32 protein-coding genes are annotated in these 24,747 nt (G+C 73.1%); 18 read left to right on the top strand and 14 right to left on the bottom strand.

The genetic code is table 11. From position 1 onward, the window contains the following. Positions 1 to 9 precede the first annotated feature (9 nt). The 3 genes from yidD to rpmH are packed head-to-tail and all read right to left on the bottom strand — an operon-like array spanning position 10 to position 813. Positions 10 to 303 carry a membrane protein insertion efficiency factor YidD gene (yidD, locus tag JTN19_RS05615; protein ID WP_206930935.1) on the bottom strand — a complete coding sequence of 98 codons (294 nt, stop codon included), beginning with the start codon at positions 301 to 303 and terminating at the stop codon, positions 10 to 12. Beyond that, positions 300 to 647: a ribonuclease P protein component gene (gene rnpA / locus JTN19_RS05610; protein WP_206930934.1), complete on the bottom strand. Its 348-nt coding sequence runs from the start codon at positions 645 to 647 to the stop codon at positions 300 to 302. The genes yidD and rnpA overlap by 4 nt, the downstream gene beginning before the upstream one ends. A gap of 31 nt (positions 648 to 678) precedes the next feature. Next, a complete protein-coding gene (gene rpmH, locus JTN19_RS05605) occupies positions 679 to 813 on the bottom strand; it encodes a 50S ribosomal protein L34 (RefSeq protein WP_184383339.1) in 135 nt (44 codons plus the stop codon). A 195-nt stretch (positions 814 to 1,008) separates the two neighbouring features. On the opposite strand from rpmH, the gene JTN19_RS05600 reads away from it, so the two are divergent. The 3 genes from JTN19_RS05600 to JTN19_RS05590 are packed head-to-tail and all read left to right on the top strand — an operon-like array spanning position 1,009 to position 3,114. Then, on the top strand, positions 1,009 to 1,803 hold the full coding sequence (locus JTN19_RS05600) for a 3-hydroxybutyrate dehydrogenase (RefSeq protein WP_206930933.1): 795 nt from the start codon (positions 1,009 to 1,011) through the stop codon (positions 1,801 to 1,803). Then, positions 1,800 to 2,897 (top strand): patatin-like phospholipase family protein, encoded by a 1,098-nt coding sequence (locus JTN19_RS05595; protein ID WP_206930932.1) that lies wholly within the window; start codon positions 1,800 to 1,802, stop codon positions 2,895 to 2,897. Before JTN19_RS05600 ends, JTN19_RS05595 begins: the two co-directional genes overlap by 4 nt. Before the next feature lie 13 nt (positions 2,898 to 2,910). Further along, entirely contained in the window at positions 2,911 to 3,114 is a 204-nt protein-coding gene (locus tag JTN19_RS05590; RefSeq protein ID WP_206930931.1) for a hypothetical protein, read from the top strand. Positions 3,115 to 3,122: 8 nt separating this feature from the next. Here the strand turns inward: JTN19_RS05590 and JTN19_RS05585 are convergent, their stop codons facing one another. From JTN19_RS05585 to gluQRS, 4 genes are read right to left on the bottom strand one after another with little or no spacing between them, the layout of a single operon-like run. Continuing rightward, the gene (locus tag JTN19_RS05585; protein WP_206930930.1) at positions 3,123 to 3,500 is read right to left on the bottom strand and encodes a DUF3293 domain-containing protein; all 378 of its coding nucleotides are present in this window, start codon (positions 3,498 to 3,500) and stop codon (positions 3,123 to 3,125) included. After that, positions 3,497 to 4,678 carry a class I SAM-dependent rRNA methyltransferase gene (locus JTN19_RS05580; protein WP_206930929.1) on the bottom strand — a complete coding sequence of 394 codons (1,182 nt, stop codon included), beginning with the start codon at positions 4,676 to 4,678 and terminating at the stop codon, positions 3,497 to 3,499. Before JTN19_RS05580 ends, JTN19_RS05585 begins: the two co-directional genes overlap by 4 nt. Positions 4,679 to 4,693: 15 nt before the next feature. Then, positions 4,694 to 5,584, bottom strand: coding sequence for a DMT family transporter (locus JTN19_RS20505; protein WP_340643282.1), 891 nt, complete (start codon positions 5,582 to 5,584; stop codon positions 4,694 to 4,696). Positions 5,585 to 5,600: 16 nt separating this feature from the next. Next, a complete protein-coding gene (gene gluQRS / locus JTN19_RS05570; protein ID WP_206930928.1) occupies positions 5,601 to 6,422 on the bottom strand; it encodes a tRNA glutamyl-Q(34) synthetase GluQRS in 822 nt (273 codons plus the stop codon). Between the two features lie 225 nt (positions 6,423 to 6,647). Here gluQRS and JTN19_RS05565 point away from each other — a divergent pair, with 225 nt between their 5' ends. The 8 genes from JTN19_RS05565 to JTN19_RS05530 are packed head-to-tail and all read left to right on the top strand — an operon-like array spanning position 6,648 to position 13,434. After that, positions 6,648 to 7,235 carry an HNH endonuclease gene (locus JTN19_RS05565; RefSeq protein ID WP_242530899.1) on the top strand — a complete coding sequence of 196 codons (588 nt, stop codon included), beginning with the start codon at positions 6,648 to 6,650 and terminating at the stop codon, positions 7,233 to 7,235. 5 nt (positions 7,236 to 7,240) lie between these two features. Beyond that, positions 7,241 to 8,152 carry a glycine betaine ABC transporter substrate-binding protein gene (locus JTN19_RS05560; protein WP_206930926.1) on the top strand — a complete coding sequence of 304 codons (912 nt, stop codon included), beginning with the start codon at positions 7,241 to 7,243 and terminating at the stop codon, positions 8,150 to 8,152. 1 nt (position 8,153) lies between these two features. After that, complete coding sequence (locus JTN19_RS20500) at positions 8,154 to 9,245, top strand: ABC transporter permease subunit (protein WP_206930925.1); 1,092 nt, start codon at positions 8,154 to 8,156, stop codon at positions 9,243 to 9,245. After that, positions 9,242 to 10,150 (top strand): ATP-binding cassette domain-containing protein, encoded by a 909-nt coding sequence (locus JTN19_RS05550; RefSeq protein ID WP_206930924.1) that lies wholly within the window; start codon positions 9,242 to 9,244, stop codon positions 10,148 to 10,150. The genes JTN19_RS20500 and JTN19_RS05550 overlap by 4 nt, the downstream gene beginning before the upstream one ends. Then, entirely contained in the window at positions 10,147 to 10,899 is a 753-nt protein-coding gene (locus tag JTN19_RS05545; RefSeq protein WP_206930923.1) for an ABC transporter permease subunit, read from the top strand. The genes JTN19_RS05550 and JTN19_RS05545 overlap by 4 nt, the downstream gene beginning before the upstream one ends. After that, the gene (dapD, locus tag JTN19_RS05540) at positions 10,896 to 11,720 is read left to right on the top strand and encodes a 2,3,4,5-tetrahydropyridine-2,6-dicarboxylate N-succinyltransferase (RefSeq protein WP_206930922.1); all 825 of its coding nucleotides are present in this window, start codon (positions 10,896 to 10,898) and stop codon (positions 11,718 to 11,720) included. The genes JTN19_RS05545 and dapD overlap by 4 nt, the downstream gene beginning before the upstream one ends. Positions 11,721 to 11,725: 5 nt before the next feature. Then, complete coding sequence (gene dapE / locus JTN19_RS05535; RefSeq protein ID WP_206930921.1) at positions 11,726 to 12,871, top strand: succinyl-diaminopimelate desuccinylase; 1,146 nt, start codon at positions 11,726 to 11,728, stop codon at positions 12,869 to 12,871. Then, the gene (locus JTN19_RS05530; protein WP_206930920.1) at positions 12,868 to 13,434 is read left to right on the top strand and encodes a hypothetical protein; all 567 of its coding nucleotides are present in this window, start codon (positions 12,868 to 12,870) and stop codon (positions 13,432 to 13,434) included. The genes dapE and JTN19_RS05530 overlap by 4 nt, the downstream gene beginning before the upstream one ends. Before the next feature lie 4 nt (positions 13,435 to 13,438). On the opposite strand, the gene JTN19_RS05525 is transcribed toward JTN19_RS05530, so the two are convergent. The 3 genes from JTN19_RS05525 to JTN19_RS05515 are packed head-to-tail and all read right to left on the bottom strand — an operon-like array spanning position 13,439 to position 17,120. Beyond that, positions 13,439 to 15,097: an asparagine synthetase B family protein gene (locus JTN19_RS05525; protein ID WP_206930919.1), complete on the bottom strand. Its 1,659-nt coding sequence runs from the start codon at positions 15,095 to 15,097 to the stop codon at positions 13,439 to 13,441. Then, positions 15,094 to 16,203: a glycosyltransferase family 4 protein gene (locus JTN19_RS05520; protein WP_206930918.1), complete on the bottom strand. Its 1,110-nt coding sequence runs from the start codon at positions 16,201 to 16,203 to the stop codon at positions 15,094 to 15,096. Before JTN19_RS05520 ends, JTN19_RS05525 begins: the two co-directional genes overlap by 4 nt. 2 nt (positions 16,204 to 16,205) lie before the next feature. After that, complete coding sequence (locus JTN19_RS05515) at positions 16,206 to 17,120, bottom strand: glycosyltransferase family 9 protein (protein ID WP_206930917.1); 915 nt, start codon at positions 17,118 to 17,120, stop codon at positions 16,206 to 16,208. A gap of 59 nt (positions 17,121 to 17,179) precedes the next feature. On the opposite strand from JTN19_RS05515, the gene ygfZ reads away from it, so the two are divergent. After that, complete coding sequence (gene ygfZ / locus JTN19_RS05510) at positions 17,180 to 18,010, top strand: CAF17-like 4Fe-4S cluster assembly/insertion protein YgfZ (protein ID WP_206930916.1); 831 nt, start codon at positions 17,180 to 17,182, stop codon at positions 18,008 to 18,010. Further along, positions 17,997 to 18,467 carry a methyltransferase family protein gene (locus tag JTN19_RS05505; protein WP_206930915.1) on the top strand — a complete coding sequence of 157 codons (471 nt, stop codon included), beginning with the start codon at positions 17,997 to 17,999 and terminating at the stop codon, positions 18,465 to 18,467. Before ygfZ ends, JTN19_RS05505 begins: the two co-directional genes overlap by 14 nt. Before the next feature lies 1 nt (position 18,468). Here JTN19_RS05505 and JTN19_RS05500 read toward each other — a convergent pair whose 3' ends face one another. Together JTN19_RS05500 and JTN19_RS20495 are read right to left on the bottom strand one after the other, a co-directional pair. Beyond that, on the bottom strand, positions 18,469 to 19,200 hold the full coding sequence (locus JTN19_RS05500; RefSeq protein WP_206930914.1) for a hypothetical protein: 732 nt from the start codon (positions 19,198 to 19,200) through the stop codon (positions 18,469 to 18,471). A gap of 20 nt (positions 19,201 to 19,220) precedes the next feature. After that, positions 19,221 to 20,480: an O-antigen ligase family protein gene (locus JTN19_RS20495; RefSeq protein WP_206930913.1), complete on the bottom strand. Its 1,260-nt coding sequence runs from the start codon at positions 20,478 to 20,480 to the stop codon at positions 19,221 to 19,223. Positions 20,481 to 20,571: 91 nt separating this feature from the next. Between JTN19_RS20495 and JTN19_RS05490 the strand changes: the two genes are divergently transcribed. Next, positions 20,572 to 21,675: a glycosyltransferase family 4 protein gene (locus JTN19_RS05490; protein WP_206930912.1), complete on the top strand. Its 1,104-nt coding sequence runs from the start codon at positions 20,572 to 20,574 to the stop codon at positions 21,673 to 21,675. A gap of 79 nt (positions 21,676 to 21,754) precedes the next feature. Here JTN19_RS05490 and JTN19_RS05485 read toward each other — a convergent pair whose 3' ends face one another. Next, positions 21,755 to 22,156, bottom strand: a complete 402-nt coding sequence (locus JTN19_RS05485; RefSeq protein WP_206930911.1) for an SH3 domain-containing protein — start codon at positions 22,154 to 22,156, stop codon at positions 21,755 to 21,757. Positions 22,157 to 22,221: 65 nt separating this feature from the next. Beyond that, positions 22,222 to 22,617, bottom strand: a complete 396-nt coding sequence (locus tag JTN19_RS05480) for an EF-hand domain-containing protein (RefSeq protein WP_206930910.1) — start codon at positions 22,615 to 22,617, stop codon at positions 22,222 to 22,224. 261 nt (positions 22,618 to 22,878) lie between these two features. On the opposite strand from JTN19_RS05480, the gene JTN19_RS05475 reads away from it, so the two are divergent. Genes JTN19_RS05475 through JTN19_RS05460 form a run of 4 tightly spaced genes read left to right on the top strand, consistent with a single transcriptional unit; the run spans position 22,879 to position 24,725 of the window. Further along, entirely contained in the window at positions 22,879 to 23,259 is a 381-nt protein-coding gene (locus tag JTN19_RS05475; RefSeq protein WP_206930909.1) for a hypothetical protein, read from the top strand. Between the two features lie 7 nt (positions 23,260 to 23,266). Next, complete coding sequence (locus JTN19_RS05470; protein ID WP_340643281.1) at positions 23,267 to 23,875, top strand: RNA polymerase sigma factor; 609 nt, start codon at positions 23,267 to 23,269, stop codon at positions 23,873 to 23,875. Next, complete coding sequence (locus JTN19_RS05465) at positions 23,872 to 24,336, top strand: hypothetical protein (RefSeq protein ID WP_206930907.1); 465 nt, start codon at positions 23,872 to 23,874, stop codon at positions 24,334 to 24,336. The genes JTN19_RS05470 and JTN19_RS05465 overlap by 4 nt, the downstream gene beginning before the upstream one ends. After that, positions 24,333 to 24,725, top strand: coding sequence for a periplasmic heavy metal sensor (locus tag JTN19_RS05460; protein WP_206930906.1), 393 nt, complete (start codon positions 24,333 to 24,335; stop codon positions 24,723 to 24,725). Before JTN19_RS05465 ends, JTN19_RS05460 begins: the two co-directional genes overlap by 4 nt. Positions 24,726 to 24,747 lie beyond the last annotated feature (22 nt).

The following is a 24,747-nucleotide window of genomic DNA, read 5'->3' as shown; positions in this document are numbered from 1 at the left end:
GGGTCTCGATCAACTCTCGGGGCGGGTATCGGGGCCGGCGGAAGGGGAGGCGGCGGGTCGGAGGCGGTTCAGCCCCGGCTTGCGCGGCGGCACGGGATCATAGCCGCCGGCATTCCAGGGGTTGCAGCGCAGGATGCGCCAGGCGGACATGGCCGCACCCTTCACCGCGCCGTGTTCGGTCACGGCCTCGATCGCGTAGTGCGAGCAGGAGGGGTGGAAGCGGCAATTCGCCCCGATGAAGGGGCGCAGCGTCCACTGGTAGGTGACGATGGCGCCCTTCAGCACATGCTGCGCGGGGTTCATGGCGCCCGCACCCCGGCCTTGGCCAGCGCCGATTCGAATTCGGCCCGCAGGGTGGGGAAGGGACAGGTCGCGGTGCCGTCGCGGGCGATGAGCACGAGGTCCCAGCCAGGCGCCGGGGCGGCATCCAGCACCAGGCGCGCCATGGCGCGCAGCCGGCGCTTGGCACGGTTGCGGACCACGGCGTTGCCGATCTTCTTCGTCGCGGTGAAGCCCAGCCGCGTGGCCTCGTCGGCGCGCGGCAGGGCCTGCACGACAAGCGTCCCGCGCCCGACCTTGCGGCCTTCGCGCGCAGCACGGAGGAATTCCGCGCGGCGCTTCAACCGTGCGGGCGGGGCAGCAGGCATCGCGGGGTCTCCCGCGCCGCGTGTGGCGCGATCAGGCGGAGAGCTTGGCGCGGCCCTTCGAGCGGCGGTTGGCCAGGATCTTGCGGCCCGCCACCGTGGCCGAACGGGCACGGAAGCCATGGCGCCGCTTGCGGACGAGCTTGGAGGGCTGATAGGTGCGCTTCACGGCAGGCTCCTGAACGGGCGTAAGGCAAATGGAAAGGGCGGGGCTGCCATAGGCTGTCCCGTGCTGTGGCGGGTATAGGAAGGGGGTGGCCTCCGCGTCAACCTCCGGCCCACCCGGCACCGCTCGTGAACGGGTTGTTGATGCGGTGCAGCAATGGGCCTATCCACGCGTTGCAAGGGTTTGGAGACAGGCGGCATGGAACGCATTCTTGAAGGCCAGGCGGCCCTCATCACCGGATCCACCTCGGGCATCGGGCTCGGCATCGCGCGGCTTTACGCCGAGGCGGGTGCGAAGGTGATGCTGAACGGTTTCGGCAAGCCCGAGGAAATCGCCAAGGCCCGCGCCGAAGTGGGCGCGCTGATGGGTGGCGGGGACGCCCCCTACAGCCCCGCCGACATGTCCAAGCCCGCGGAGGTGCGCGACATGGTCGCCGCCGCCGAATCCGCCTTTGGCCGGCTGGACATCCTGGTGAACAATGCCGGCATCCAGTTCGTCTCGCCCGTGCAGGATTTCCCGGACGATAAGTGGGATGCCATCATCGCCATCAACATGTCGTCCAACTTCCACGCCATCAAGGCGGCCATGCCGGGGATGCTGGCGCGGAAATACGGGCGCATCATCAATGTCGCCTCGGCGCACGGCCTGGTGGCCAGCCCCTACAAGAGCGCCTATGTGGCCGCCAAGCACGGGGTGGTGGGCATGACCAAGTCCATCGCGCTCGAGATCGCGGAAAGCCCCATCACCTGCAACGCCATCTGCCCGGGCTTCGTCCGCACGCCGCTGGCGGAAGCGCAGGTGAAGCCGCTGGCCGACAAGCACGGCGTCTCGGAGGAGGTGGCGCTGAAGGACCACCTTCTCGCCAAGCAGCCCTCCAAGCGCTGGGTCGAGGTCGAGGAGGTGGCGCGCATGGCGCTCTACCTGGTCGGCCCCGGCTCGGGCGGGGTGAATGGCGCGGCGCTGTCCATTGACGGGGGCTGGCTCGCGGCATGACGCCCCCGGAGGCCCCCATCGTGGTGGAGGAGGTGGCGGTCGCCACATCCCCGGCCGCGCCCGCCCTGCGCGAGGTGAAGCCCCGCCGCGTGAACCTGGCCCTGCAGGGCGGCGGCACGCATGGCGCCTTCACCTGGGGCGCGCTGGACCGCCTGCTGGAGGAGGAGGGGATCGAGTTCGACGGCCTCTCCGGCACCTCGGCCGGCGCCATCAATGGCGCGGTGCTGGCGCTGGGCCTGCTGGAAGGCGGGCGCGAGGGCGCCAAGGCGGCGCTGGACCGTTTCTGGCGGGCGCTGGGCGCCAAGTTCGCCGTCTCGCCGCTCCGTTCCACCCCCTTCGAGAAGGCGCTCTGGGGCTGGGACCTGACCTACAGCTTCGCCTACAACGCCTTCGACACCGCGACGCGGATGCTGAGCCCCTACCAGTTCAACCCCTTCCCGATGGAGTTCAACCCGCTGCGGAAGGCGCTGGAGCAGAGCCTCGATCTCGCGCGCCTGCGCGAAGACCGCAGCGCCATGCGGCTCTACATCTCCGCCACCAATGTCCGCACCGGCAAGCCGCGGGTGTTCAACCGCGCCGAGATCACGGTGGATGCGCTGCTGGCCTCGGCCTGCCTGCCCAACATCTTCCGCGCGGTGGAGATTGATGGCGAGGCCTATTGGGATGGCGGCTACCTGGGCAACCCGGCGTTGTGGCCGCTCTATCATGACCGCCCGGCGTCGGACATCATCATCGTCCAGTTGAACCCGCTGATCCGGCCCGAGGTGCCCACCACCTCGTCGGACATCATGAACCGGCTGAACGAGATCACCTTCAACGCCAGCCTGATGAGCGAGATGCGCGCCATAGATTTCGTGCAGCGCATGCTCGAATCCGGCCGGCTGGAGCAGCCGCGCTATCGCCGCATCTTCCTGCACGCCATCGAGGACGAGGCGCGGATGCGCGCCTTCAAGCTCAGCACCAAGTTCAATGGCGACTGGGATTTCCTCTCCACCCTGCGGGATTACGGGCGCCAGGCGGCGGACAAGTTCCTGCGCGAGAGCGTTTCCAGCCTGGGGCGCGAAAGCACCCTCGACATCCAGCGCTATCTGTAGCAAAGCCCGAGTCATGGACATGGGCATTGTGCTCCGCATCGGAGCGGGGGCTGTGGTGGCGTTGCTGGGCCTGGCGCTGGCGACGCGGACCACGATCGAGCTGCGGGTGACGCAGGAGCAACTGGGGATCGTGCTGATCCTGGGCGGGATCTTCTTCGCCTATCGGGCGGTGGCGGCGTATTTCGACGCCCAGGACCACGACCGCCACGGCGAGTAGGCCGCCATTCAGATGAAGGCGCGCAGCCGCGCCGGCCGGCCCTTCCGCAGCACCAGGATGGCCGCCTGCCGGAAGCGCCGTGCCAGCGCCGCCACCACGCGCGGGTCGGCGGCCAGCAGCAGGTTGTGCTCCTGCCAGCGTGTCGTGCCACTGAACCCCTCCGCGCGCGCCCAACGTCGCGTGGCGGCGCGCAGCCGGTCCTGGGCGCGCTCGTTCCATCTTGGCGGATGCTTGCGACACATGGGGTTCCAGGCGGTGATGATGGCCCCCGCCCACACCCCCTGTGCCGCCAGCCAAGCGTCGGCCGAGGCCGATCGCCGGCCCACGCGCGCCACCACCGGCCCCGCCCGATAGGTCGAGGCGCGCCAGGCCGCCTCCCGCGTCATCGCAGCTGGAACAGCAGCGCCTTGAGATAGGCGCTCTCGGGCAGCAGCGGGTGCACCGGGTGGTCCGGCCCCGCGCCGCCCTGGAACAGCAGCCGCGCCTCGCGCCGTGCCCGCCAGACGCCCTGGGCCACCGCCTCCGCGAAGTCGGGCGGGGCGACGTGGTGGGAGCAGGAGGCGATGAACAGCACGCCCCCCGGCGCCACCAGCTGCGCGCAAAGCCGCGCGAGGCGCAGATAGGCCCGCAGCGCCGCCGGGATGTCCTTGCGCGCCTTGGCGAAGGCCGGCGGGTCGGCCACCACCACCTCGAAGCGGCGGCCCATGCCCACCATGCGTTCCAGTGCCTCCAGCGCCTCGCCGCGCTGGGCGGTGACGCGCTCGGCCAACCCATGCGCGGCCGCCGTCCGCATGGCCAGCGCGAGCGCCGGCTCCGAACGGTCCAGCAGCGTCACATGCGCGGCCCCGGCCTGTGCCGCCACCAGCCCGAAGCCGCCCGTGTGGCAGAAGGCGTCCAGCATGGTGGCGCCGGGGGCCAGGGCGGCCACGCGCGCGCGGTTCTCGCGCTGGTCGTGGAACCAGCCGGTCTTCTGGCCGGAGAGCAGGTCCATCTCGAAGGCGAGGCCGCCTTCCTCGATGCGCGCCGTGGCGTCGGCGCCGTGCAGCAGGCGGGATTCGAGGGGCAGGCCCTCCAGCGTCCGCACCGGGCTGTCATTGCGCGCCACCACCGCGCGGGGGCCAAGAAGGGCGTGCAGCGCCTCCAGCACCAGCGGGGTCGCGGCCTCCATGCCGGCGGTGTTGGCCTGCAGCGCCACCGCATCGCCGTGCCGGTCCAGGATCAGGCCGGGCAGCCCATCGGCCTCGGCATGCACTAGGCGGCAGTGGCGGGCGACGCCCAGGCGTTCGCGCAGGGACAGCGCCTCGGCGATGCGGGCCCGGAACCAGGCGGCGTCGGGGCGGGCGGAGGGGTCGCGGTCCAGCACGCGGGCCGCGATGAGGCTGTGAGGGTTGAACTGCCAGATGCCGTGCTTCACCCCGTCATCGCCCTCCAGCCGCACCGGGCTTCCGGGCGGCAGGGCGCGGGCCTCGGGCGACATGGCCACCTCGTTGGAATAGGCCCAGGGGTGGCCCCCCTTCACGCGCCGGTCACGGCCGGGCAGCAGGCGGAGCAGGGGAAGGTCCATAAGTTACAATTCCAATCAGTGACGCGGGCGGGCGGGCGGCGGGCGCACCGCCAATGCCACGCCCAGCACGATGCAGGCCAGCGCCCCCCATTGCCGCCAGCCCAGCGCCTCACCCACCAGCCAGGCGGCGCCGAGCGTCCCCACCACGGGCGTCAGCAGCGTGCCCAACGCCGCGGTGGAGGCCGGCAGGCGCCGCAGCGCGCCGAACCAGGTCATGTAGGCGATGCCGAGCGGCCCCACCGCCATCCAGAGGAAATACCCCCAGCCGGCGGGGGAGAGGGCGGCCCAGTCCACCTCCTCCCATAACGAGGAGACGAGGAACAGCGGCAGGCTGCCCAGCCCCAACTGCCAGGTCACCGCCGAGAGCGGCGGCAGGGCCAGTGGCTTGCGCTTGGCGATGACCGCGCCCAGCGCGAAGAGCAGCGCGGCGGCCAGCAGCATGGCCCCGCCCAGCACCTTGTCCGGGCCGATCTCGACCTCCTGCGGAGTGAACAGCAGCGCGACCCCCAGCGTGCCCAGCGCCAGCGCCGCGACCTTGGCCCAGCCCAGCGGCTCGCCCAGGATCAGCCAGGCCAGCAGCGCGGCCCAGACGGGCATGGTGTAGGCGATGATGGCGGCCTCGCCGGCGGCGAGCCAGAGCAGCGCCATGGAGGCGAAGCCCATCCAGGCCGTGACGTTCAGCAGGGCGAAGAGCCAGACGCGGCCCCATTGCTCGCGCGGGACGGCAAGGCTTTCACCCCGCGCCAGCGCGATGGCCCCCACCAGCGCGGCCGCGATGAAGCCCGCATAGGCGCGGGCGCCGAGCGGCGGCATCTCGGCCAGCAGCAGCTTGAGCAAAGGCCAGTTGGATCCCCAGCACAGCGCCGTCACGATCAGGAGAAGGAGGCCGGTGCTGCGTTGGGTCACAAACGCGACGCTACCCTCAATCCGGAAAGCCGGCCATGGCGCGGACCTCGGCGGGGCTGCGCCCGGCCTCGCGCAGGGCGCGCAGGGTGGGGGCCTGGTCGCGCTTCGCCAGGCGCCGCCCCTCGGCGTCGCGGATCAGGGCGTGATGGGCGTAGCAGGGTTCCGGCCAGCCCATCAGCGCCTGGAGCAGGCGGTGGATGTCGGTGGCTTCCAGCAGATCCTCGCCACGGGTGACGAGGGTGACACCCTGCAGGGCGTCATCATGCGTCACGCAGAGGTGGTAGCTGGCGGGGATGTCCTTGCGCGCCAGGACCACATCGCCCTGGGCCAGGGGGTCGCAGCGGCGGGGGCCGTGGACCAGGTCCTGGAAGGCGAGGGGGCCGGTCTCGGCCAGGGCGCGCGCCACATCGAGGCGCAGCGCATGGGCCTCGCCGGCGGCCACGCGGGCGGCGGCCAGGCCCGGGTCCAGCCCCCGGCAGGTGCCCGGATAGACATGGGCCGGCCCGTGCTGGGCGGCGACGGCGGCGGCGATGTCGGCCCGGGTGCAGAAGCAGGGGTAGAGCAGGCGGCGGTGGGAAAGTGCGGCCAGCACCGCGCGATACTCCGCGAAATGCATGGACTGCACCCGCACCGGCACCTCCCAGCGCAGGCCGAGCCATTCCAGATCCTGCAAGATGGCGGCGGTGAATTCCGGGCGGCAGCGGGTGGCGTCAATGTCCTCCAGCCGCAACAGGAAGCGGCCCCCCGCCCGCGCGGCGAACAGCGCGGCATGCGCATGGCCCAGATGCAGCAGCCCGGTGGGCGAGGGGGCGAAGCGGGTGACGGCGCCCTGGATCATGCGGGCCATCCTTTCACGCCCTTTCTCCGTTGCGGCAAGGGCTTGTGTGGGCGCGCGAGTGTGACGGGCCGGTGAAACCGCCAAGCCCCCTCCGGCGCTTGGCTTGCGGCGGTGCGGCATCCCTGTCATGCCTGCGCTGCAGTTGTGGCGCAGAACCGAATCGGGAGCGCGCCCGCTCCCTCCGGGTCCGGCTTCCGCGCCATGCGAGACGTGGAGGAGCTTCGCTTGCCCGACGGCAGCCTCATTCCGCAGATCAACGGCCCCGGCGGCTTCCCCGCCCTGGTGCTGAACGCGGATTTCCGCCCGCTATCCTACTTCCCGCTGTCCGTCTGGGCCTGGCAGGACGCGGTGAAGGCCGTGGTTCTCGACCGCGTGTCCGTGCTGAGCGAATACGAGACGGAGGTGCGTTCCCCCTCCTTCGCGCTGCGCCTGCCCTCCGTCATCGCGCTGCGCGAATACATCCCCGCCGCGCGCCGCCCGGCCTTCACGCGATTCAACGTGTTCCTGCGCGACCGCTTCGAATGCCAGTATTGCGGCGACGGGCGGCCGGCGCAGGATTTGACCTTCGACCACGTCATCCCGCGCAGCCGCGGCGGCCGAACCAACTGGGAAAACGTGGTCGCCGCCTGCGGCCCGTGCAATCTCAGGAAGGCCGACAAGCTGCCGCGTGAATGCCAGATGCTGCCCCGCGCCACCCCGCGCCAGCCCACCAGCTGGGAATTGCAGGAAAACGGCCGCGCCTTCCCGCCCAACCATTTGCACGAGAGCTGGCGGGACTATCTCTATTGGGACAGCGAACTGGAACAGGGTTGAGACGGATGGCGCATTTCCTCGGACGCCGCGCGCTGGCGGGGCTGGTGCTGGCGGCGCCGGCCGTGGCTTCCGCGCAGAGCCGCGACCGCGTGGTCGTTTCTTCCAAGATCGACACCGAGGGCGCGCTGCTGGGCAACCTGATCCTGGCGGTGCTGGAGCGCGCGGGCGTGCCGGCCGAGGCGCGGCTTTCGCTCGGCCCCACGCGCATCGTCCGCGCCGCGCTGGTGGCGGGCGAGATCGACCTCTACCCCGAATACACCGGCAACGCCGCCTTCTTCCACAACCGCGCCGACGACCCCGCCTGGAAGAACGCCGACCAGGCGCACGCCCTGGCGCGCGAGCTGGATGCGCCGCAGGGCCTGGCCTGGCTCGGCCGCGCGCCGGCCAACAACACCTGGGCCATCGCGGTGCGCCGCGACGTGGCGACGCGCGAGAACCTCCGCACCATGGAGGACCTGGCCGCGGCCGCCGGGCGTGGCGTGCTGCGCCTCGCGGCCTCCGCCGAGTTCGTGGAAAGCGCCGCCGCCCTGCCGAGCTTCGAGCGCACCTACGGCTTCACCTTCCCGCGCGACCGCATCGTGGTGCTGCCGGGCGGCGACACGGCGGTGACCATGCGCTCGGCCGCGCAGCAGATCTCGGGCGTGAATGCCGCGATGGTCTATGGGACGGATGGCGCCATCTCCGCGCTGAACCTCGTGGTGATGACCGACACCAAGGGCGCCCAGATCGTCTATGAGGCCGCCCCCGTGGTGCGCCAGGCCGTGCTGGACCGTTTCCCCGCCATGCGCGCGCCGCTCGATGCCGCCTTCGCCAGCCTGGACCTGACCACGCTGCAAAGGCTGAACGCGCAGATCGCGGTGGAGGGCCGCCCCGCGCGCGACGTGGCCCGCGCCCATCTGGAGGCCGCGGCGCGCTGAGGTGACGCCCGCCTGGCCGCGCCTGCTGCCGGCCGGGTTGGCGCTGGTGGCGCTGATCTGGGGGCAGGATGCGCTTTCGCTCGCGCCCAACCGGCTGATGCCCGGCGCGCCGCTCATGGCGCGGGACGTGTTGCCCGGCTGGGCCCTCCTGTCGCTTCCGCTGTTGCTGACGGGGGCCGCGCCCTGGCGCGGGGCACCGCTTGCCGCCGCCGCCGCCCTGCTGGTGCTGCTGGCCGCGCTGGGGATGGCCGCCGCCGGGCTGCTGGAGGGCGCGGCGCCGGCCGCGCGCGCCACGCTGGGGGCCGCGGCCTGGCTGGCGCTGGCCGCGCTGGCGGCCTTGGTCTTCTGGCCGGGACCGGCCCGCGTCCTCGCGGCGGCGCTGCTGGCACTGGGCCTGGGCGCGCTGGCCTGGGGCGGCGTGCTGGACGGGCTTTCCCTGGCCGTCGAGTTCCACGCGCGGCGGGAGGCGGTGGCGGCGGCGCTGCTCACGCATCTCTGGCTGTCCCTGGCCGCGCTGGGGCTGGCGCTGGCCCTGGCGAGCATGCTCGCGCTGGCGGGGCTGGCCTCCGCCCGGCTCGGCGCCTTCTTCGACACGCTGCTGGGCGGCGTGCAGGTGGTGCCGGCCATCGCGCTGTTCGGGCTGCTGGTGCCGGTGCTGGCGGCGCTGCTGGGGGCCTTCCCCGGGCTGCGCGCCGCGGGGCTGGGCGCCATCGGCGCGACCCCGGCCCTGATCGGCATCGCGCTCTACCTGTCGCTGCCGCTGCTGCGCGCCCTCCGCACCGGGCTGACGGCCACCGACCCCGCCGTGCTCCAGGCCGCGACCGCGTTGGGCATGGGGCGCGGGCGGATGCTGGCCTGGGTGCGGCTGCCGCTCGGCCTGCCGCATTTCCTCGGCGGGCTGCGCGTGGCGGCGGTACAGGCGGTGGGGCTGGTGACGCTTGGGGGCCTGGTCGGCGCGGGCGGCCTCGGCGCGCTGGTCTTCGAGGGCATGGCGCAATTCGCGACCGACCTGATCCTGCTGGGCGCGCTGCCGGTGGTGGCGCTGGCGCTCGCCGTGGATGCGGGGCTCGGTGCCATGGAGCGGCGGGCATGATCGAGTTCGACGACGTCTCGGTGCGTTTCGGCGCGGCGGAGGCGGTCCGCGGCGTCTCCGTCGCCATTCCCCCTGGCGCGCTGGCCGTGCTGGTGGGGCCATCCGGTTCGGGCAAGACCACGCTGCTGCGGCTGGTCAACCGCATGGCAACGCCCAGCGCCGGCCAGGTGCGGGTGCGCGGCGAGGATGTGGCGCTGGCCGACCCGGCCAGGCTGCGGCGCTCCGTGGGCTACGTCATGCAGTCCATGGGGCTGTTCCCGCATTGGTCGGTGGCGCGCAACATCGGCACCGTGCCGGCCCTGCTGGGTTGGCCCCAGCCGCGCATCGCGGCGCGGGTGGAGGAATTGCTGGCGCTGGTGCGGCTGGACCCGGCGCTGGCGCAGCGCCGGCCGGCGGCGCTTTCGGGCGGGCAGGCGCAGCGGGTCGGTCTGGCCCGCGCATTGGCCGCCGACCCCGACATCTTGCTGATGGACGAGCCCTTCGGCGCGGTGGACCCCATCGTGCGGCGGGAACTCCGCGCGGAGCTGACGCGCATCCATGCGGCGACGGGCAAGACCATCCTGCTGGTCACGCATGACCCCATCGAGGCGTTGGAACTGGCCACACACCTGATCGTGCTGCGCGAGGGGCAACTGGTCGCGGCGGGCGAGGCGGCGGCGCTGGCGGCACCCCCGGCCGCGCCCTTCCTGCGCGCGCTGTTCGGGCCGGAGGCGCTGGCCCTGCGCCGCCTCTCGCTGCTGCGCGTGGGAGATGCCGCGCTGGATGGCCCCGCGCCGGACGCCGCGCCCGAGATCGCGCCCGAAGCCAGCCTCGCCGAGGCCTGGATCCTGATGCAGGAGCGGGGCGCGCCCGTGCTGGCCGTGGGCGCGCGGCACCTGCCCTGGTCCGCGCTGCTGCCGCGATGAGGCCGCTGCCGGCCCTGATCCTGGCCGGCTTGCTCGCGGCCCTGGCCAGCGCGCCGGGTGCCGCGCTGGTGGCGCGCGGCCTGGGGCTGGAGGGCGCCCCCTTCGACACCGCCCGCCTGCTGGCGCTGGCCGCGCAGCATCTGCTGCTGGTGCTGGGGGGCGCGGGGCCGGCCATCCTGCTGGGCATCGCCGCCGGCCTCTGGGTGACGCGGCCTTCCGGGGCGGGGCGCGCCCTGCGCCCGGTGGCCGATGCAGGCGCCGCCGCGGCCCAGGCCATCCCGCCCGTGGTGGTGGTGGCGCTGGCCTTCCCGGCGCTGGGCTTCGGCGCGGCGCCCACTTTGCTGGCGCTCGCGCTCTACGCCCTGATGCCCGTTCTGCGCGCGACCATCGCGGCCGTCGAGGCGACGCCGCCCGATGCCGTGCTCGCCGCCCGCGCCATGGGCATGACGGAGGGCCAGGCGCTGTGGCGCGTCGTGCTGCCGCTGGCCTGGCCCGCCATGCTGCCGGGTGTCCGGACGGCGGTGCTGCTGGCCGCCGCCACGGCGGCCGTGGGCTCGCTGGCTGGGGCCGCCACGCTCGGCACGCCCATCATCCTCGGCCTGCAGACGATGAATGAGCTGCTGATTCTGCAAGGTGCCGCCGCCACCGCCGCGCTGGCGTTCCTCTGCGACGCGGCCCTGGGCGGGGTTGCGGCGCGATTGACGGGGGGGCAAGGCGCTGCGATTCAAGCGGGAGGAGACCGAACATGACCTTGCAAGCCACCATCGAAGCCCTCTGGGACAAGCGCGACACGCTCAACAGCGGTACGCGCGGCGAGGCGCGCGACGCCATCGAGAGCGCCCTCGACATGCTGGACCGCGGCCAGGCCCGCGTCGCCGCCCCCACCGAGAATGGCTGGGTGGTGAACCAGTGGCTGAAGCAGGCCGTGCTGCTCTCCTTCCGCATCGAGGACAGCGCGCCCATGGCGACCTCCGCCGGCGCCTTCGACAAGGTGCCGCTGAAGTGGTCGGACTGGGGCCCGAACCGCTGGAAGGAAGCGGGCTTCCGCGCGGTGCCCGGCGCCGTGGCGCGGCGTTCGGCCTACATCGCGCCGAATGTGGTGCTGATGCCCTCCTTCGTGAATCTCGGCGCCTATGTGGGCGAGAACACCATGGTGGACACCTGGGCCACCGTCGGTTCCTGCGCGCAGATCGGCAAGAACGTGCACCTCTCGGGCGGTGTCGGCATCGGCGGCGTGCTGGAGCCGCTGCAGGCCAACCCCGTCATCATCGAGGATGATTGCTTTATTGGCGCGCGCTCCGAAGTGGTGGAGGGCGTCATCGTCGAGAAGGGCAGCGTGCTCTCCATGGGTGTGTTCCTCAGTGCCACCACCAAGATCGTGGATCGCAACACGGGCGAGATCTTCATGGGCCGCGTGCCCTCCTATTCCGTGGTGGTGCCCGGCTCGCTGCCCGGCAAGCCGCTGCCCGACGGCACGCCCGGGCCCAGCCTCTACTGCGCCGTGATCGTGAAGCGGGTGGACGCGCAGACCCGCGCCAAGACCGCCATCAACGACCTGCTGCGGGATTGAGGCCCATGCCGCTCACCGACCCGATTCCCCTGGCGCAGGACCTGATCCGCTGCCCCTCCGTCACCCCGGCCGACCATGGGGCGCTGGACGTGGTGCAGCGCTTCCTGGAGGGCCTGGGCTTCCAATGCTCGCGCCTGGTGTTCGGGCCGGATGAGTGGCGGGTGGACAACCTGTTTGCCATGAAGGGCGGCGGGGCCTCGCCGCACTTCATGTATTGTGGCCACACCGACGTGGTGCCGCCCGGCGACCCGGCGCATTGGACGGACGACCCCTTCTCGGGCGTGGTGCGCGATGGCTGGCTCTATGGCCGCGGCTCCAACGACATGAAGGGGGGTGTCGCCTCCTTCCTGGCGGGGCTGAAGGACTACATCGCGGCCCACCCGGACCACCCGGGCACCATCAGCGTCCTGATCACGGGCGATGAGGAGGCGCGCAGCGTGGACGGCGTGGCGCGTGTCATGCCCTGGCTGGCCGAGCGCGACCTCGTGCCCGACATGGCGCTGGTGGGCGAGCCCTCCTCCGCGCGCAATGTGGGCGACGTGATCCGCATCGGCCGGCGCGGTTCGCTGACGGCGCGCATCACGGTGCAGGGCAAGCAGGGGCACAGCGCCATGCCGTCCCGCGCCGACAACCCGGTGCATCGCCTCATGGCCGCGCTGACGCCGCTGCTGGCCGCGCCGCTCGACCAGGGCACCGAATTCTTCCCGCCCTCCACGCTCCAGATCACGGGCTTCGACGTGGGCAACACGGCGGCCAACGTCATTCCCGCCACCGCGCGGGCCATGCTGAACATCCGCTTCAACGACCTGCACACCCGCGCGGGGCTGATCGAACGGCTGAATGCGGCGCTGACGGCGGCCGGCTGCCGCTACGACCTCCAGGCCGACAGCAATGCCGACCCCTTCCTGACCGAGCCCGGCCCCTTCGTGGACGCGCTCCAACGCGCCATCCGCCGCACCACCGGCGAGGAGCCGGAGCTGAACGCCGGCGGCGGCACCTCCGACGCGCGCTTCATCCGCGCCTTCTGCCCCGTGGCGGAGTTCGGCGACATCGGCGCCACCGGCCACCAGGTGGATGAGCGCGCGGGGGTGGAGAACCTCCGCACCCTGTCGCGCGTCTACACCGCGATCCTGGAGGAGTGCCTAGCTTGAATCCCAGCAGCGCCGCGGGCCTCGCGGCCGCATTGCTCTTCGCGCGCGGCCGGCCCGAGGGGCTGGCGCTGCTGCCCAATGACCTCGCCACCGCCCGCGCCTCCTTCCGCGCGGCGCTGATCTGCCTGCCGATGTTCCTCGTGATGCGCCTGCTTTCCTGGGGCACGCGCGGGACGCCGGAGGCGGGCATTCCCTACGCCGTGGTGGTGGAGCTGCTCAGCTACACGCTGTCCTGGACGGCTTTCGCCGTGGTCTCACTGCCGCTCGCGGCGCAGGCGGGGCGCGCCGAGCAATGGCCGCAATTCATGGCCGCCTGGAACTGGACCAATGTGGTGCAGTTCCTCCTGCTGGTGGCGATGGCCCTGCTGGCGGCGCTCGGCCTGCCGGGCTGGGTCGCGAACATGCTGGGGCTGGCGGCGCTGGGCTATGCCGTCTGGCTGGAATGGTTCGTGGTGCGGGTCGCGCTGAACGTGAGCGGCGGCACGGCGGCGCTCTTCGTCGTCACGGATTTGATCCTGGGACTGTTTATCGGCGGCTATTCGGCGCGGCTGCTGGCGGGCTGAGGCGTCAGCTCAGCGCCTCGAAGGCATCGCCGCGCGGCGCGACACCCTCGACATGCGCCCGGTGCCACAGCGCGTAGAAGAGCAGGTTCCACGCGGCGGCCCCGGCGCGGCGGTCGGTCGCGCGGCGGAACAGCGCCTCGGCCCGGCCGGGCCGGCAGATCTCCGCGACACCGGGCTGGCGCGCGACCAGCGGGCCGAGCCGCGCCGCCTCCGCCTCCAGCCAGGCGCCGATGGGCAGGCGCGGCGACGTGCGGGGCGAGGGCGTGCCGAGCCAGCGGCGCAGCAGGTGCTTGCCCTCGCCGCCCCGCACCTTCAGCGCATCGGGCAGGCGGAAGGTGGCGGCGACGACGCCGGCATCGAGGAAGGGCGCCCGCGCCTCGATCCCGTGCCGCGCGCAGCAGCGATCAAGCCCGGCCAGCAGCCCGTTGGTGAGCCAGTCGCCCATGTCCACCGCCTGGGCCACCTGCAGCCGGCTGCGCCCGGAGCCCGCCTCGGCCGTCTCGGCGGCGGCGATGCCGTCGCGCCAAGCGCGCGGCTCGATGCCCAGCGTCTCCAGCCGGTCGAAGGCGCCGCGGGCGCGCATGGCCCTTCCCCAGAGCCACCAGGGGCGCATGGCGGCGCGGTGGCGGCCATGGCCGGCCAGCAATTCGCTGGAGCCATCGGGGGCCAGCAGCGCCGGGACCTGCCCCCGCGCCGCCTCCGCCAGCAGCCAATGCAGCACATGGGCGGGCTCGGCCGAGGGGTCGTCCAGCGCCTGCGCCAGGGCGGGCAGGCAGGCCCAGAAGGCGTCGCGCGTGACGGGGATGGGAATGGCGTCGCCGGGTGCCGCCTGGCCCTCCAGCACGGGTGCGAAGGCGGGCAGGGGGGGCAGCCCCAGCCGCGCCACACCCGCGACCAGCGCGGCCGCCCCCGCGCCGCCGGTGAGCAGCAGGCCGGGGGTGGCGCCTTGCACCCGGGCGGCGAGGCTCGCCAGGAAGGCGGCCTCGAAGCGCGCCAGCGCCTCGGGCTCGGAGATGGCTTCGGGGCCACCTTCGGGCAGGGGCGGCGCGCGGCGGCGCTCCACGATGGCGCCGCCCGCGATGGCCAAGCACTCGGCCGGCAGCACGCGCTGGATGCCCTCGAAGATGGTCTCGGCCCCGGTGGTGAAGCGCAGTTGCAGCAATTCGTCGCGCGCGGCGGGGCGCAGCCGGGGTGTGGCGAAGCCGGCCGCGATCAGCGCCGCGGGTTCGGAGGCGAAGGCGACCCCCAGCGAGGTCTCCGCGAAATAGAGGGGCGCGAGCCCGAAGGCGTCGCGCGCCAGCACCAGGCGCCGCATGGCGTGGTCGGCCACGGCCAGCGCATGGGCGCCGCCCAGCACAGCGCCGAAATCGAGACCCCGGCGGCGATACAGCAGCAGGGGCAATTCGGCGTCGCGCGCCTCGGGCAGGCCCTGGGCCGCGCGCAGCGCCTCGGGCGCGGCCAGGAGGTGGCTCGCCACCAGCGTCGCCGCGCCGGCCGAGAGGGGCTCGGCCGGCAGGCCGCGCCCGACCAGCCCGAGGCCCGGGCCCAGCACGGGCGGGCCGGAGGCGGGGCCGCGATGGGCCAGGGCGGCCGACAGCGCCTCCAGCGGCGCCGCATCGGGCACGCGCCGCCCGCGCAGGACTAGGCCCGCGATGGCGCTCAATCCGCGTCTCCGCGCGGGGGCATCAGGTCCAGGAAGCGGCGGGCGACGGCGTCCAGCAGGAAGCCCTCGTGCAGGCGGCGCGCGGCGGCCGCGCCCATGGCGTCGGCGCGGGCGGGGTCGTCCAGCAGGGCGGCGAGGTGCGTGGTGACGCTCGCCTGGTCCGCGCCGTCGCAGAGCAGGCCGGTGACGCCGTCCTCCACCGCATCGCCCGCGCCGCCCTCGCGGCCGGCGAGCGAGGGGCGGCCATGCCAGGCGGCCTCGAGGTAGACGATGCCGAAGCCCTCCACCGAGGCGCCCTCGCGCCGCACCGGCATGGCGAAGGCGGCGCACTCGGCCAGCAGCGCGGCTTTCTGCGCGTCATCCACCCGGCCCAAGAAATGGACGTGCGGGGTGACACGCAATTCGGCGGCCAGGGCTTCCAGCCGGGCGCGGTCCTCGCCCTCACCGGCGATGGCGAAGGCGAGGCCCGGATGGCGCGGCAGCAGTTCGGGCAGGGCGGCGATGACGCGGTCCACGCCCTTGCGCTTCTCCAGGCGACACAGCGTGGCCAGCAGCGGCCCCGCGCCCACCCGCGCGCGCAGGGCGGCGCGCGCCTCGGGCGTGGGGTCGGGCTGAGGGGCGATGGGGGGTGGGATGATCTCCATCCGCGTGCCGGGGGCGAGGTAGGGCGCCACCGCCGCCGCCGTGTGGCGCGAGATGGGCAGCACCGCGCTCGCCTTCGCCAGGGCAGCCTGGATGCGGCGCATGCGGCGCGGCGAGGGGTTCGGCGGCAATTCCATGCCCATGGCCGGCACCAGCACGGGGGCGCTGGTGGGGGGCAGGATCTCGGCGCTCTTCCAACTGTCGCAGAGCACGCCACGCAAGGCGGGGTTGGCCAGCGGCCCGCGCAGCGCCCAGCCCTTGCGCCAGCCGCGCAGCGGGTTGGGGCCGCCGAAGCGGTGCAGGGCGGTGTAGGGGTGGCCCTCGAGTTCCGGCCCGCCGCCGCGGATGCGGTGGGCGAAGACCTCGACGGGGCCTTCCGCCGCCAGGGCGCCGGCCAGCGCGTGCATCACGATGGCGATCCCGCCGATATCCGGCGCGAAGTTCTGGGTGACCACGACGAACATGGTCAGGCCACGGGCTCCGGCGCCAGCAATTCCCGCGCACCCGCCAGGGCGGCCGAGACGCTCAGGCCCCGCATCGGCGCATGCCCGGCCCGGCCCGGCGCCACCACCGGGCGGGCGCGCGGCCCGATGGGCGCGTATTCGCTGACCATGGAGGGGCCGAACAGCCCGAGCGTGGGCGCGCCCGCCGCCGCCGCCAAATGCATCAGCCCGGAATCATTGCCGACATAGAGCGCGGCGCGGGAGAGCAGCGCCGTCACCTCCGGGATGGAGAGCGTGCCGATCAGCGGCCGGGCCTCGGGCAGGGCGGCCAGCAGGGGGGCGGCCATGCGGGCCTCCTCCGCGCCCGGCCCGCCCAGGATCAGGATGGGTGCGCCGGGCAGGGGGCCTTCGGGCGCGGTCAGCCTCTGGGCCAGGGCCACGAAGCGCTCGGTGGGCCACATCTTGGGCGCCCAGGTGGCCGTGGGGCCGAGGACCAGGAAGGGGGCCGCCGGCAGCAGGGGTTCGACGCGCGCCATGTCCTCCGGCGCGAACCAGGCGACGGGCCGCGGGGCGGGGGTGATGCCCAGCACCTCCGCGATGTGCAGGATGCGATGGCCCGGCCGCCTTCCGCCCCGCTTCACCGCGCGCTTTCGCGCCGGCACCGTCCAGGCGAAGGCCGAGCCGCGCAGATCCACCACCAGGTCCCAACGGCGGGTCACGCATCGCGCCCACAGGCCCAGCCAATGCAAGGCGAGGCGCCGCTTGCGCAGCACCAGCGTGGCCACGCGCCCGGGCATGCGCGCGAACACCCCGGCCGCGGCGGGGCCGCAGGCGATGGTGAAGCGCGCCTCGGGGTGGGCCAGCCGCAGATGTTCGGCGAGGCCGGTCGAGAGCACGGCGTCCCCGATGCGGCTCGAGGTGATGAACAGGATTTCCACCCGCGCGGCTTAACATGCATGGGGTTGAGGCGGGAGGCTGGGCCCCCGATATCCTGTTCATGACCATGGCATTCCTCCCCGAGCGGGGCGTTGTGGAGGTGACGGGCGCGGACCGCGTCGCCTTCCTGCAAGGGCTGATCTCCAACGACGTGGCGGCCGCCGACGGGCAGGCGGCCGTCTGGGCCGCGCTGCTGTCGCCGCAGGGCAAGTGGCTGGCGGATTTCCTGCTGGTCGCGGAAGGCGAGGCGCTGCTGCTGGACGCCGACCGTGCCCAGGTGCCGGAGCTGGTGCAGCGCCTCTCGCGCTTCCGGCTGCGGAGCAAGGTGGCGCTGCGGGATGCGTCGGAGGAGTGGCATGTCCATGCCGCCTGGGGCGCGGGGCCGCCGGGTGCGGGGCTGGTGCGGCGCGACCCCCGCCACAAGGAGGCGGGATGGCGCGTGCTCTCGCCCACCCCCCTGCCGGCCGACGCCACGGCCGAGGATTACGACCTCCACCGCCTGGCCCTGGGCATTCCTGACGGCGGGCGCGACATGGATTCGGAAAAGTCGGTGCTGCTCGAGGCCGGCTTCGACGAGCTGCACGGCGTTTCCTGGACCAAGGGCTGCTACATGGGCCAGGAACTCACGGCGCGGACCAAGTATCGGGGCCTGGTGAAGCGGCGCCTGGTGCCGGTGCGCGTGGAAGGCCCCCTGCCGGCCCGCGGCACGCCCGTGACGCGCGCGGGCGTGGAACTGGGCGAGATGCGCTCCGGCCGGGGCGGGCGGGGCCTCGCGCTGCTGCGGCTGGAGGCGCTGCGGGGCGGCGCGCTGGAATGCGGCGCGGCCCTTTTGACGCCCGAGGTGCCCGCCTGGATGACCCTGCCCGAAGGCATGGCCGATGTTCCCGCCTGAGGACGAGGCCCACGGCCCCGGCGTGAAGGTGCCGCCCCCGCTGATGGTGCTGGCGGGGCTGATGCTGGCCTGGGCGCTGAACTGGCTGGCCCCCGTCATGCTGGGCCCGCCCGCGCCGGAACTCGGCCTGCCGGTGATGCTGCTGGCCTTCCTGCTGATGGGCTGGGCGTTGCTGGTGCTGGTCCGCGCCGGCAATGACCCGCGGCCCGACAGGCCCGACACCGCCTTCGTCGCGCGCGGCCCCTTCCGGCTGGGCCGCAACCCGATCTATTCGGGCTTCCTGCTGGTGGCGGCGGGCATGGCGCTGGTCTGGGGCACGCTCTGGGGCTGGCTGGCCGTGGGCGGCATCTTCCTGGCGCTGGATTTCCTGGTGGTGCGGCGCGAGGAGGCCTATCTGGAGCGCCGCTTCGGCCAGGACTACCTGGACTACAAGGCCAAGGTGCGCCGCTGGTTCTGAATTATTCGCGCCAGTGCGCCGCCACCCAGTCGGGCCGGCGCAGGGTCTTGTAGAATTTCTTGAACCAGGGCGCGGGCCAGCGCCCTTCCAGCACGTCATGCACGTCGGGCTTGCCGGTGAAGGCCACGAGGCGCGTGCCCGCCGGCAGCGGCGCCGGGCGCCACAGCCGCGCGGGCCAGGGCGGCAGCAGGGAATGCTTGAAGCTGACGCACCAGCCCTCGGGCCAGAAGGCGATGCTGTGGGCGTGGCGGGAGATGAACACCTGCTCGATCCGGTGCGCGGCGAAGACGCCGTCGAAATCCGCCTCCACCGCGGCGAGCAGATGCGCGTTCGACCCCACGCGCAGCCGGAAGCAGGAGGTGTTGCCGATGGCCCTCTCGCCTGCCGCGGGGGGCCGCGAGGTCCAGTTGCGGATCACCACGAAATCCTCGTCCGGCGCGTGGTCGAAGAAGCCATCCACATCGCCCGTCACCACCAGGTCGAGGTCGAGGAACAGCACCTGGCCCGTGAGGTCGCCCAGCGTCTCGCCCCAGAGGGACATCTTGCGCCAGGGGAAACGCTGGTGGTGGGCGGGGATGCGGATGGGGGGAAGGGGCTGCACCTCGATGGCGGGGTGAAGCCCCGTCCCATCCTCGGTGAAGCAGACGAAGCGCAGCAGGCGCCGCGTGTTCCGCCGCACCATGGCATGCAGGCGGTTGGCGTATTCGGGGCCGTAGAGGGTGCCCCACTTCATGCAGATGACGGTCTGCACGCTCAGGTCGCCGGCCGCGCGGCGAGGGCGAGGCCCAGCCCCATCAGGAAGACCCGCAGCCCCGCCTGGTCAATGCCCGCATAGGCGCCGGCCGTCGCCACGGGCCACAGCGCGATCAGCGCCGACAGGAACAGGCCCAGGCGCAGCGGGTCGCTCAACGCCCCCCGCCCCAGCGCCCAGAGCAGCGCGAGGCAGGAGGCGGTGAACAGCACCAGCCCGGGGATGCCGGCATCCACCAGCGCCTCCAGGTAGAAATGGTGCACATGCGTGACGCACATCGCGGCGCCGCCGCCATCGCCCACCCCGCCCCAGCCGATGTGGAAGCGCGGGTCATAGCAGCCGGTGCGGAAGGCCTCCGCGCCGGCGCCGAGCCAGGGATGCGCCTCCACCATGGCCAAGGCGCGAGCCAGGATCTGGCCGTAATGCGTCTCCGGGAAGTTGGCCAGCAGCTGCGGCAGGTGAACGGCGTAGCGGTAGAAGGTGTTGGGCGCCACGATCGCGGCCAGCCCCAGCATCGTCGCCCCGCCCAGCACCGCCACCAGCGCCGGCAGCCGCAGCGGGCGCAGCGCCAGCGCGGCCAGGACGAGGCCGAACAGCACCATGATCAGCGGGCTGCGCTGCCCCGCCATCAGCACGGCGCCGACCGCCACGGCCACCAGCGCGACGCCCGCCACATGGCCCCGCGCGCCGTAGGTGGCCAGCAGCACCACCGCGGGCACCAGCAGGGGCCAGAGTGTGAGCGCGAGATAGCCCCCGGCCCGCGGCCGGAGGAAGGGGCCGGGCATATAGCCTGGCAGCGCCGTGCCCGAACGCACCAGCCCATGCCCGAAGACGAATTGCAGCCAGATCTCCAGGCCCACGAAGACCACGGCGCCGCCCAGCGCCCAGAGGGCCAGGCGCTGCGCCCGCGCGCTGGAAAAAGCCCATGTGGCGATGGCGAGGGTGGCGAGCGGGAAGCGCCCCCAGCTCAGCGCCGCCAGCATCTGCCCGGGCTCCGCCCCGGCCAGGGCCGTGGCCAGCACCAGCCAGGCCCAATAGGCCATGGCCAGCAGGAACCAGGGCGCGCGCAGCGGCGCGGCGTTGCGGGTCGCCAGCAGGTGCAGCAGGAAGCCGGCGGCGAGCCCGGCCACCACCGCCTCGGCCGCCGAACGCGAGGCGATGACCACCCAGGGGATCGCCACACCCACCGCCATGGCCAGGACACCGCCCGGCCCGTCGAGACGCCGCAGCCAGCTGGGCGGTGTCGTGCTGGTCTGCTCCACGCGACCTCCCTGGATTGCGGCGCGGTTATACAGGCTGGGGCCGGCGGGCCAAGGCTGGCCCCCCGGCGGGCCATTGGGTAAGCGTGGCCGCATGTCCGCCCCCCGGCGCGTCGCGATGGTCCTGCCCGCCAAGGAGCGCTTCGGCCCCCGGGGCGCGGGCGGCGTGGCCCTGGTGGTGCGGGACCTGGCCCGCGCACCCGCCCCGGGATGGGAGGCCATGGTGTTGGGCAGCCCGATGGAGGATGCCCCCTTCGAGGGCTGCCGCTTCGAGGGGCTGCCGCCCGGCCCGCTGGCCTTCCTCGGCCGCAACCGTGCCCATGCCCGCGCGGCCGCGCGCCGGCTGCGCGCCCAGCCGGCCGATGTGGTGGAGGCGCACAACCGCGCGCCGTTGGCGCTCCACCTGGCGCGGGCGCTGCCCTGCCCGGTGGTGCTGGTGCTGCACAACGCGGCCTCGGGCATGGGCGGGCTGCGGCGCGCGGAGGAACGCGCCGCGCTGCTGCGCCATGTGCGTGCCGTGGCCTGTGTGTCGGACTTCCTGCGGCGGGATTTCCTGGACGGGCTGCCGGAGGCACTGGCGCCCCGCGTCCATGTGCTGCCCAACCCGCATGACCCCGCCGCCTTCCCGGCCGATCCTGCCCCGCGTGAGGCGCTGATCCTCTTCGTGGGGCGGCTCAATGCCGAGAAGGGCGCCGACAGCTTCGTCGCCGCCTGCGCCCGCGCCCTGCCGCGCCTGCCCGGCTGGCGGGCGGAAATGGTCGGGGATGCCTGGTTCGGCGGCCGGGCCGACACGCCCTTCGTCACCACGCTGCGCGCTGAGGCGGAAGCGGCGGGGGTGCAGATGCTGGGCTATCTCGACCACGCCGCCACCCTGGCCCGTATGGCGCGCGCTTCCATCATCGTCATGCCCAACCGGTGGGAGGAGCCCTTCGGCCGCGTGGCGCAGGAGGCGCTGGGGGCGGGGGCGGCGCTGGTCGCCTCGCGCCGCGGCGGGCTGCCGGAGGCCGCGGGCGAGGCCGCGCTCTACGCCGACCCCGACGACCCTGGCGTTATCGCCGAGGCCATCCATCACCTGGCCACCCATCCGGAGGAACGCGCGCGCCGCGCCGAGGCGGGGCGGGCGCATCTGGAGGGGTTCCTGCTGCCCGCGATCGCCCGGCGCTGGGCGGCGCTGCGGGAGGGGCTGCTTCAGGGCTGAAGGCCCAGGACGCTTCCGGCGCGCCGGCCGTGCCACCAGGATCCTTGCCCCGGCCTCGCCCCGGCTCGCGGCGGCGGCGTTAATTCCCCACCCATCGGTCCCAGCGGCGATCCATCCGCCGATGCACGCGATACTGGACACGCGCGTCACGCCAGGCCTCCACCCAGGGGGACACCATGGGGATGCGGTGATGAACCGTGGCGATCGGCACGACGTATCCGGGTGCCGCGTAGTGGATGTAGCGGGCGTAGACCCATCCCCGGTGCCCGGCCCACACCACGTCACACCAGGCCATGCCCGGCAGGCAGCCCATGATCACGATGGGCTGGCTGGTGGGGACCGCGACCAGAACCGGATGCTGCGTTCCAGGACCGATGCGCATGTTCACGGTGCCAGTCGTGACGCCCGGATGCGCCAGCGCCGCGCCGCATGACAGGCCGAGCGCCATGACGGCCATCGCCAAGGTGGATGTGAGCTTCATCTTCGTCTCCTGATGAGAGGGTGGGCCAGGGGAGGGGCCGTCGCCTCGGCGGGACCCTGCCGCCCCTATTGTCGGCGCATCGCTCTCAGCTCCCGGCGCGACAGGACGCCGTCGCCATTCGTGTCGGCGCGCCTCACGCGGTCGGGAATGAAGTTCGCGAACTCCTGGCGCGAAATTCGTCCATCGCCATCCGCGTCCATGCGGGAGAAATGCGAGGCGAGGTCCTCGGCGGAGGCCATGGCCATGTCGCGCCGATCGCCAAGGCGTTGCAGCGCGAGACGCACCTCGTCCGCGTCCAGGACGCCATCACGGTTCACGTCGAGCCGATCGAACAGGTTGGCCCGCGCGGCCTGGATCTCGGAGAACTGGAGCGCGCCATCCCCGTTCACGTCGAGCTGCCGGAACATCTCGCGGCCGCTCGGTGCGGGGGAGGCGCAGGCGCTGGTGCCCAGCAGCAGCATGACAAGCGGCAGGGATGATGTGCGCATGTGGGCCCTCACGGAGGGCGGCAGCGCCCTCTTCCGGCAACTTCTACGCAGGGTGCCGGGCTGTCCTACGTGAGCGCGCCGGCAGGGCGTCGCCCTGGGGAGTTCGGCCGGCGCGACGACGCCCCCCGCCGCGCGGTTCCGTCCCGGGTCGCGTAGGAGTGGTGGGCTTCGATGCGTATCGGCAGCATCACAGCCCTGCCGGCGTCTGCCTGGCAAAGATGAGGATGTCGCGTCATGAATCTCTGGCTCAAGGCCACGCTGCTCGGGATCGGCCTGCTTGCGGTCGGGAGCGTGACTTCCGCGGAGGCGACCGAGTGGCGGCGCGGAACGGTCCATGGCGGCCATCTCTCCCGCAGCATCGTCGGCAATGGGCTGGTCTATTCCGGCCAGACGACGCGCATAGGCCCGAATGGCGGCATCTACACCTCCAACTCCACCTGCGTGAACGGAATTGTGGACCGCTGCCGTCGAAGCTATTCGGCCACCGGCCCGGCCGGCCGTTCCATCTCCGGCCACCGCGCCTCGGCCCATGGCCCCTACCGGACGCGTTCGGTGGGCGTCGTCACCGGGCCGCGCGGAAACAGCGTCGTCGGCGTTCATCGTCACTGGAGATGATGGTGGCGTGACAGGCGCGGGACATGGGCCGCATGCGCCGGGCGAGGATGACGGTCTCATTCTCCGCGCCGCCGCGGGTGAGCAGGCGGCGCTGGTGCGCCTCATGGATCGCCACGGCCATGGCCTGCGCCTTTTCGCTGCCCGTTATCTCGGCAGCGCGGCCGATGCGGAAGATGTCGTGCAGGACGTGTTCGTATCGGTGTGGAAGCATGCGGCGCGCTTCGATCCGGGCAAGGGGCGCGCCTCGACATGGCTCTACCGGATCGCGGCGAACCGCTGCGTGGATGCGCGCCGACGGCGAAGCTTTCGCGCCTTCATAGGTCTCGACGACGTGCATGACACCTTGGCCGACGAAGCCCGCCAGGCCGATGCGCGCGTCGGCGCGCGGCAGGAACTGGCCATTGTCCGCGAGGGACTGGCCCGCCTGCCGGAACGGCAGTGCATGGCCTTGCTCCTGCGCGCGGTGGCCGGCCTCGATGTGCCCGGCATCGCCGAGGTGATGGGCGCGAGCGCCGGCTCGGTCGAGCAATTGCTGGTGCGCGGCAGGCGCACCCTTCGGGCGCGGCTGGGGACGTCGCGGGATTCACATGGGGAAGCACGAGGGCGGCCGACATGACGGATGAAGAACTAGAAGGCCTGAGGCGCCGCTTCGGCGCCGACATCTCGGCCTGGCCCGCGCCCTACCGGCAGGAGGCCGAATGGCTGCTCATCAGGGCGGACGGGAGCGCGGATGGTGACGAGGATGCGCAAATCGACCGGCTCATCCTGCGGGCCGCGCAGATGGAGACCGACGGGGGGGAACTGGCGCGCAAGGTGCAGGAACGGCTTGGCCAGGGGCGGCGCAGACCCCTCCGCGTCGCCGCCATCATGCCCGCCTGGCGAATTCCCGCCGCGGCCGCGAGCTGCGCGGCCGTGCTCGTGATGGCGGGGCTTGCCGGCTACGCGATCGGGGGCGCGGGCCTCGGCGGGGTGGATGACGCGTTGCTGGCGCTCGCCGCCGGCGAAACGCCCCTGGGGGTCCTGGGCGTGGGCTGGCCGGCTCCAGAAGCGCTCGTGGGTGAGGAGGGTTTCCTGTGACGCGACGTCTCTCGCCGCGGCTGCTGCTCGTCGGGGCGCTGGCGCTGTCCGTGCTGGCCAACATGTTCCTCCTGGGCCACGCGGTCCGGAACTGGGGTGCCGGTCATGATGCCGTCAGGCTGCCCGAGGCCATCGGCGCCGCCTATTCCCCGGAAGTCCGCGCGGAGTTCCGAAGCCTGCTGCGCGCGGATAGGCGGCGCGCGCTCGAAGCCCTGTATGACCTGCGCGAGGCGCGCCAGAGACTTGGCGCGGCGGTCAACGCCGCCACGCTGGACGTGGCGGAAATGGAGCGCGCGATGCAGGATGTCCGCACCGCGACCGAGGCGCTGCAGCGCGTCATGCAGGAATTGCTGCTGGAAGCCGTGAAGCGGACACGCGGCGCCGGATGACACGGCGGCCCGCGAAGGGCTG

This window comes from Roseococcus thiosulfatophilus, from assembly GCF_017311575.1.
GTDB classification, from domain to species: Bacteria; Pseudomonadota; Alphaproteobacteria; order Acetobacterales; family Acetobacteraceae; genus Roseococcus; species Roseococcus thiosulfatophilus.
Note: the sequence above shows the minus strand (reverse complement) of the source record. Positions and strands in the feature narration are given on the sequence as shown.

Bases quoted from the DNA above. Each gene is read 5' to 3' on its own strand.
- yidD (WP_206930935.1), bottom strand. From the start codon at position 303: ATGAACCCCGCGCAGCATGTGCTGAAGGGCGCCATCGTCACCTACCAG.
- JTN19_RS05580 (WP_206930929.1), bottom strand. From the start codon at position 4,678: ATGGACCTTCCCCTGCTCCGCCTGCTGCCCGGCCGTGACCGGCGCGTG.
- JTN19_RS05500 (WP_206930914.1), bottom strand. From the start codon at position 19,200: ATGAAGTGGGGCACCCTCTACGGCCCCGAATACGCCAACCGCCTGCAT.
- dapD (WP_206930922.1), top strand. From the start codon at position 10,896: ATGACCTTGCAAGCCACCATCGAAGCCCTCTGGGACAAGCGCGACACG.
- JTN19_RS05485 (WP_206930911.1), bottom strand. From the start codon at position 22,156: ATGAAGCTCACATCCACCTTGGCGATGGCCGTCATGGCGCTCGGCCTG.
- JTN19_RS05505 (WP_206930915.1), top strand. From the start codon at position 17,997: ATGTTCCCGCCTGAGGACGAGGCCCACGGCCCCGGCGTGAAGGTGCCG.
- JTN19_RS05490 (WP_206930912.1), top strand. From the start codon at position 20,572: ATGTCCGCCCCCCGGCGCGTCGCGATGGTCCTGCCCGCCAAGGAGCGC.
- JTN19_RS05545 (WP_206930923.1), top strand. From the start codon at position 10,147: ATGAGGCCGCTGCCGGCCCTGATCCTGGCCGGCTTGCTCGCGGCCCTG.
- JTN19_RS05560 (WP_206930926.1), top strand. From the start codon at position 7,241: ATGGCGCATTTCCTCGGACGCCGCGCGCTGGCGGGGCTGGTGCTGGCG.
- JTN19_RS05465 (WP_206930907.1), top strand. From the start codon at position 23,872: ATGACGGATGAAGAACTAGAAGGCCTGAGGCGCCGCTTCGGCGCCGAC.
- ygfZ (WP_206930916.1), top strand. From the start codon at position 17,180: ATGACCATGGCATTCCTCCCCGAGCGGGGCGTTGTGGAGGTGACGGGC.
- JTN19_RS05595 (WP_206930932.1), top strand. From the start codon at position 1,800: ATGACGCCCCCGGAGGCCCCCATCGTGGTGGAGGAGGTGGCGGTCGCC.
- JTN19_RS05590 (WP_206930931.1), top strand. From the start codon at position 2,911: ATGGACATGGGCATTGTGCTCCGCATCGGAGCGGGGGCTGTGGTGGCG.
- rnpA (WP_206930934.1), bottom strand. From the start codon at position 647: ATGCCTGCTGCCCCGCCCGCACGGTTGAAGCGCCGCGCGGAATTCCTC.
- JTN19_RS05550 (WP_206930924.1), top strand. From the start codon at position 9,242: ATGATCGAGTTCGACGACGTCTCGGTGCGTTTCGGCGCGGCGGAGGCG.
- JTN19_RS05585 (WP_206930930.1), bottom strand. From the start codon at position 3,500: ATGACGCGGGAGGCGGCCTGGCGCGCCTCGACCTATCGGGCGGGGCCG.
- JTN19_RS05480 (WP_206930910.1), bottom strand. From the start codon at position 22,617: ATGCTGCTGCTGGGCACCAGCGCCTGCGCCTCCCCCGCACCGAGCGGC.
- JTN19_RS05520 (WP_206930918.1), bottom strand. From the start codon at position 16,203: ATGTTCGTCGTGGTCACCCAGAACTTCGCGCCGGATATCGGCGGGATC.
- gluQRS (WP_206930928.1), bottom strand. From the start codon at position 6,422: ATGATCCAGGGCGCCGTCACCCGCTTCGCCCCCTCGCCCACCGGGCTG.
- dapE (WP_206930921.1), top strand. From the start codon at position 11,726: ATGCCGCTCACCGACCCGATTCCCCTGGCGCAGGACCTGATCCGCTGC.
- JTN19_RS05600 (WP_206930933.1), top strand. From the start codon at position 1,009: ATGGAACGCATTCTTGAAGGCCAGGCGGCCCTCATCACCGGATCCACC.
- JTN19_RS05475 (WP_206930909.1), top strand. From the start codon at position 22,879: ATGAATCTCTGGCTCAAGGCCACGCTGCTCGGGATCGGCCTGCTTGCG.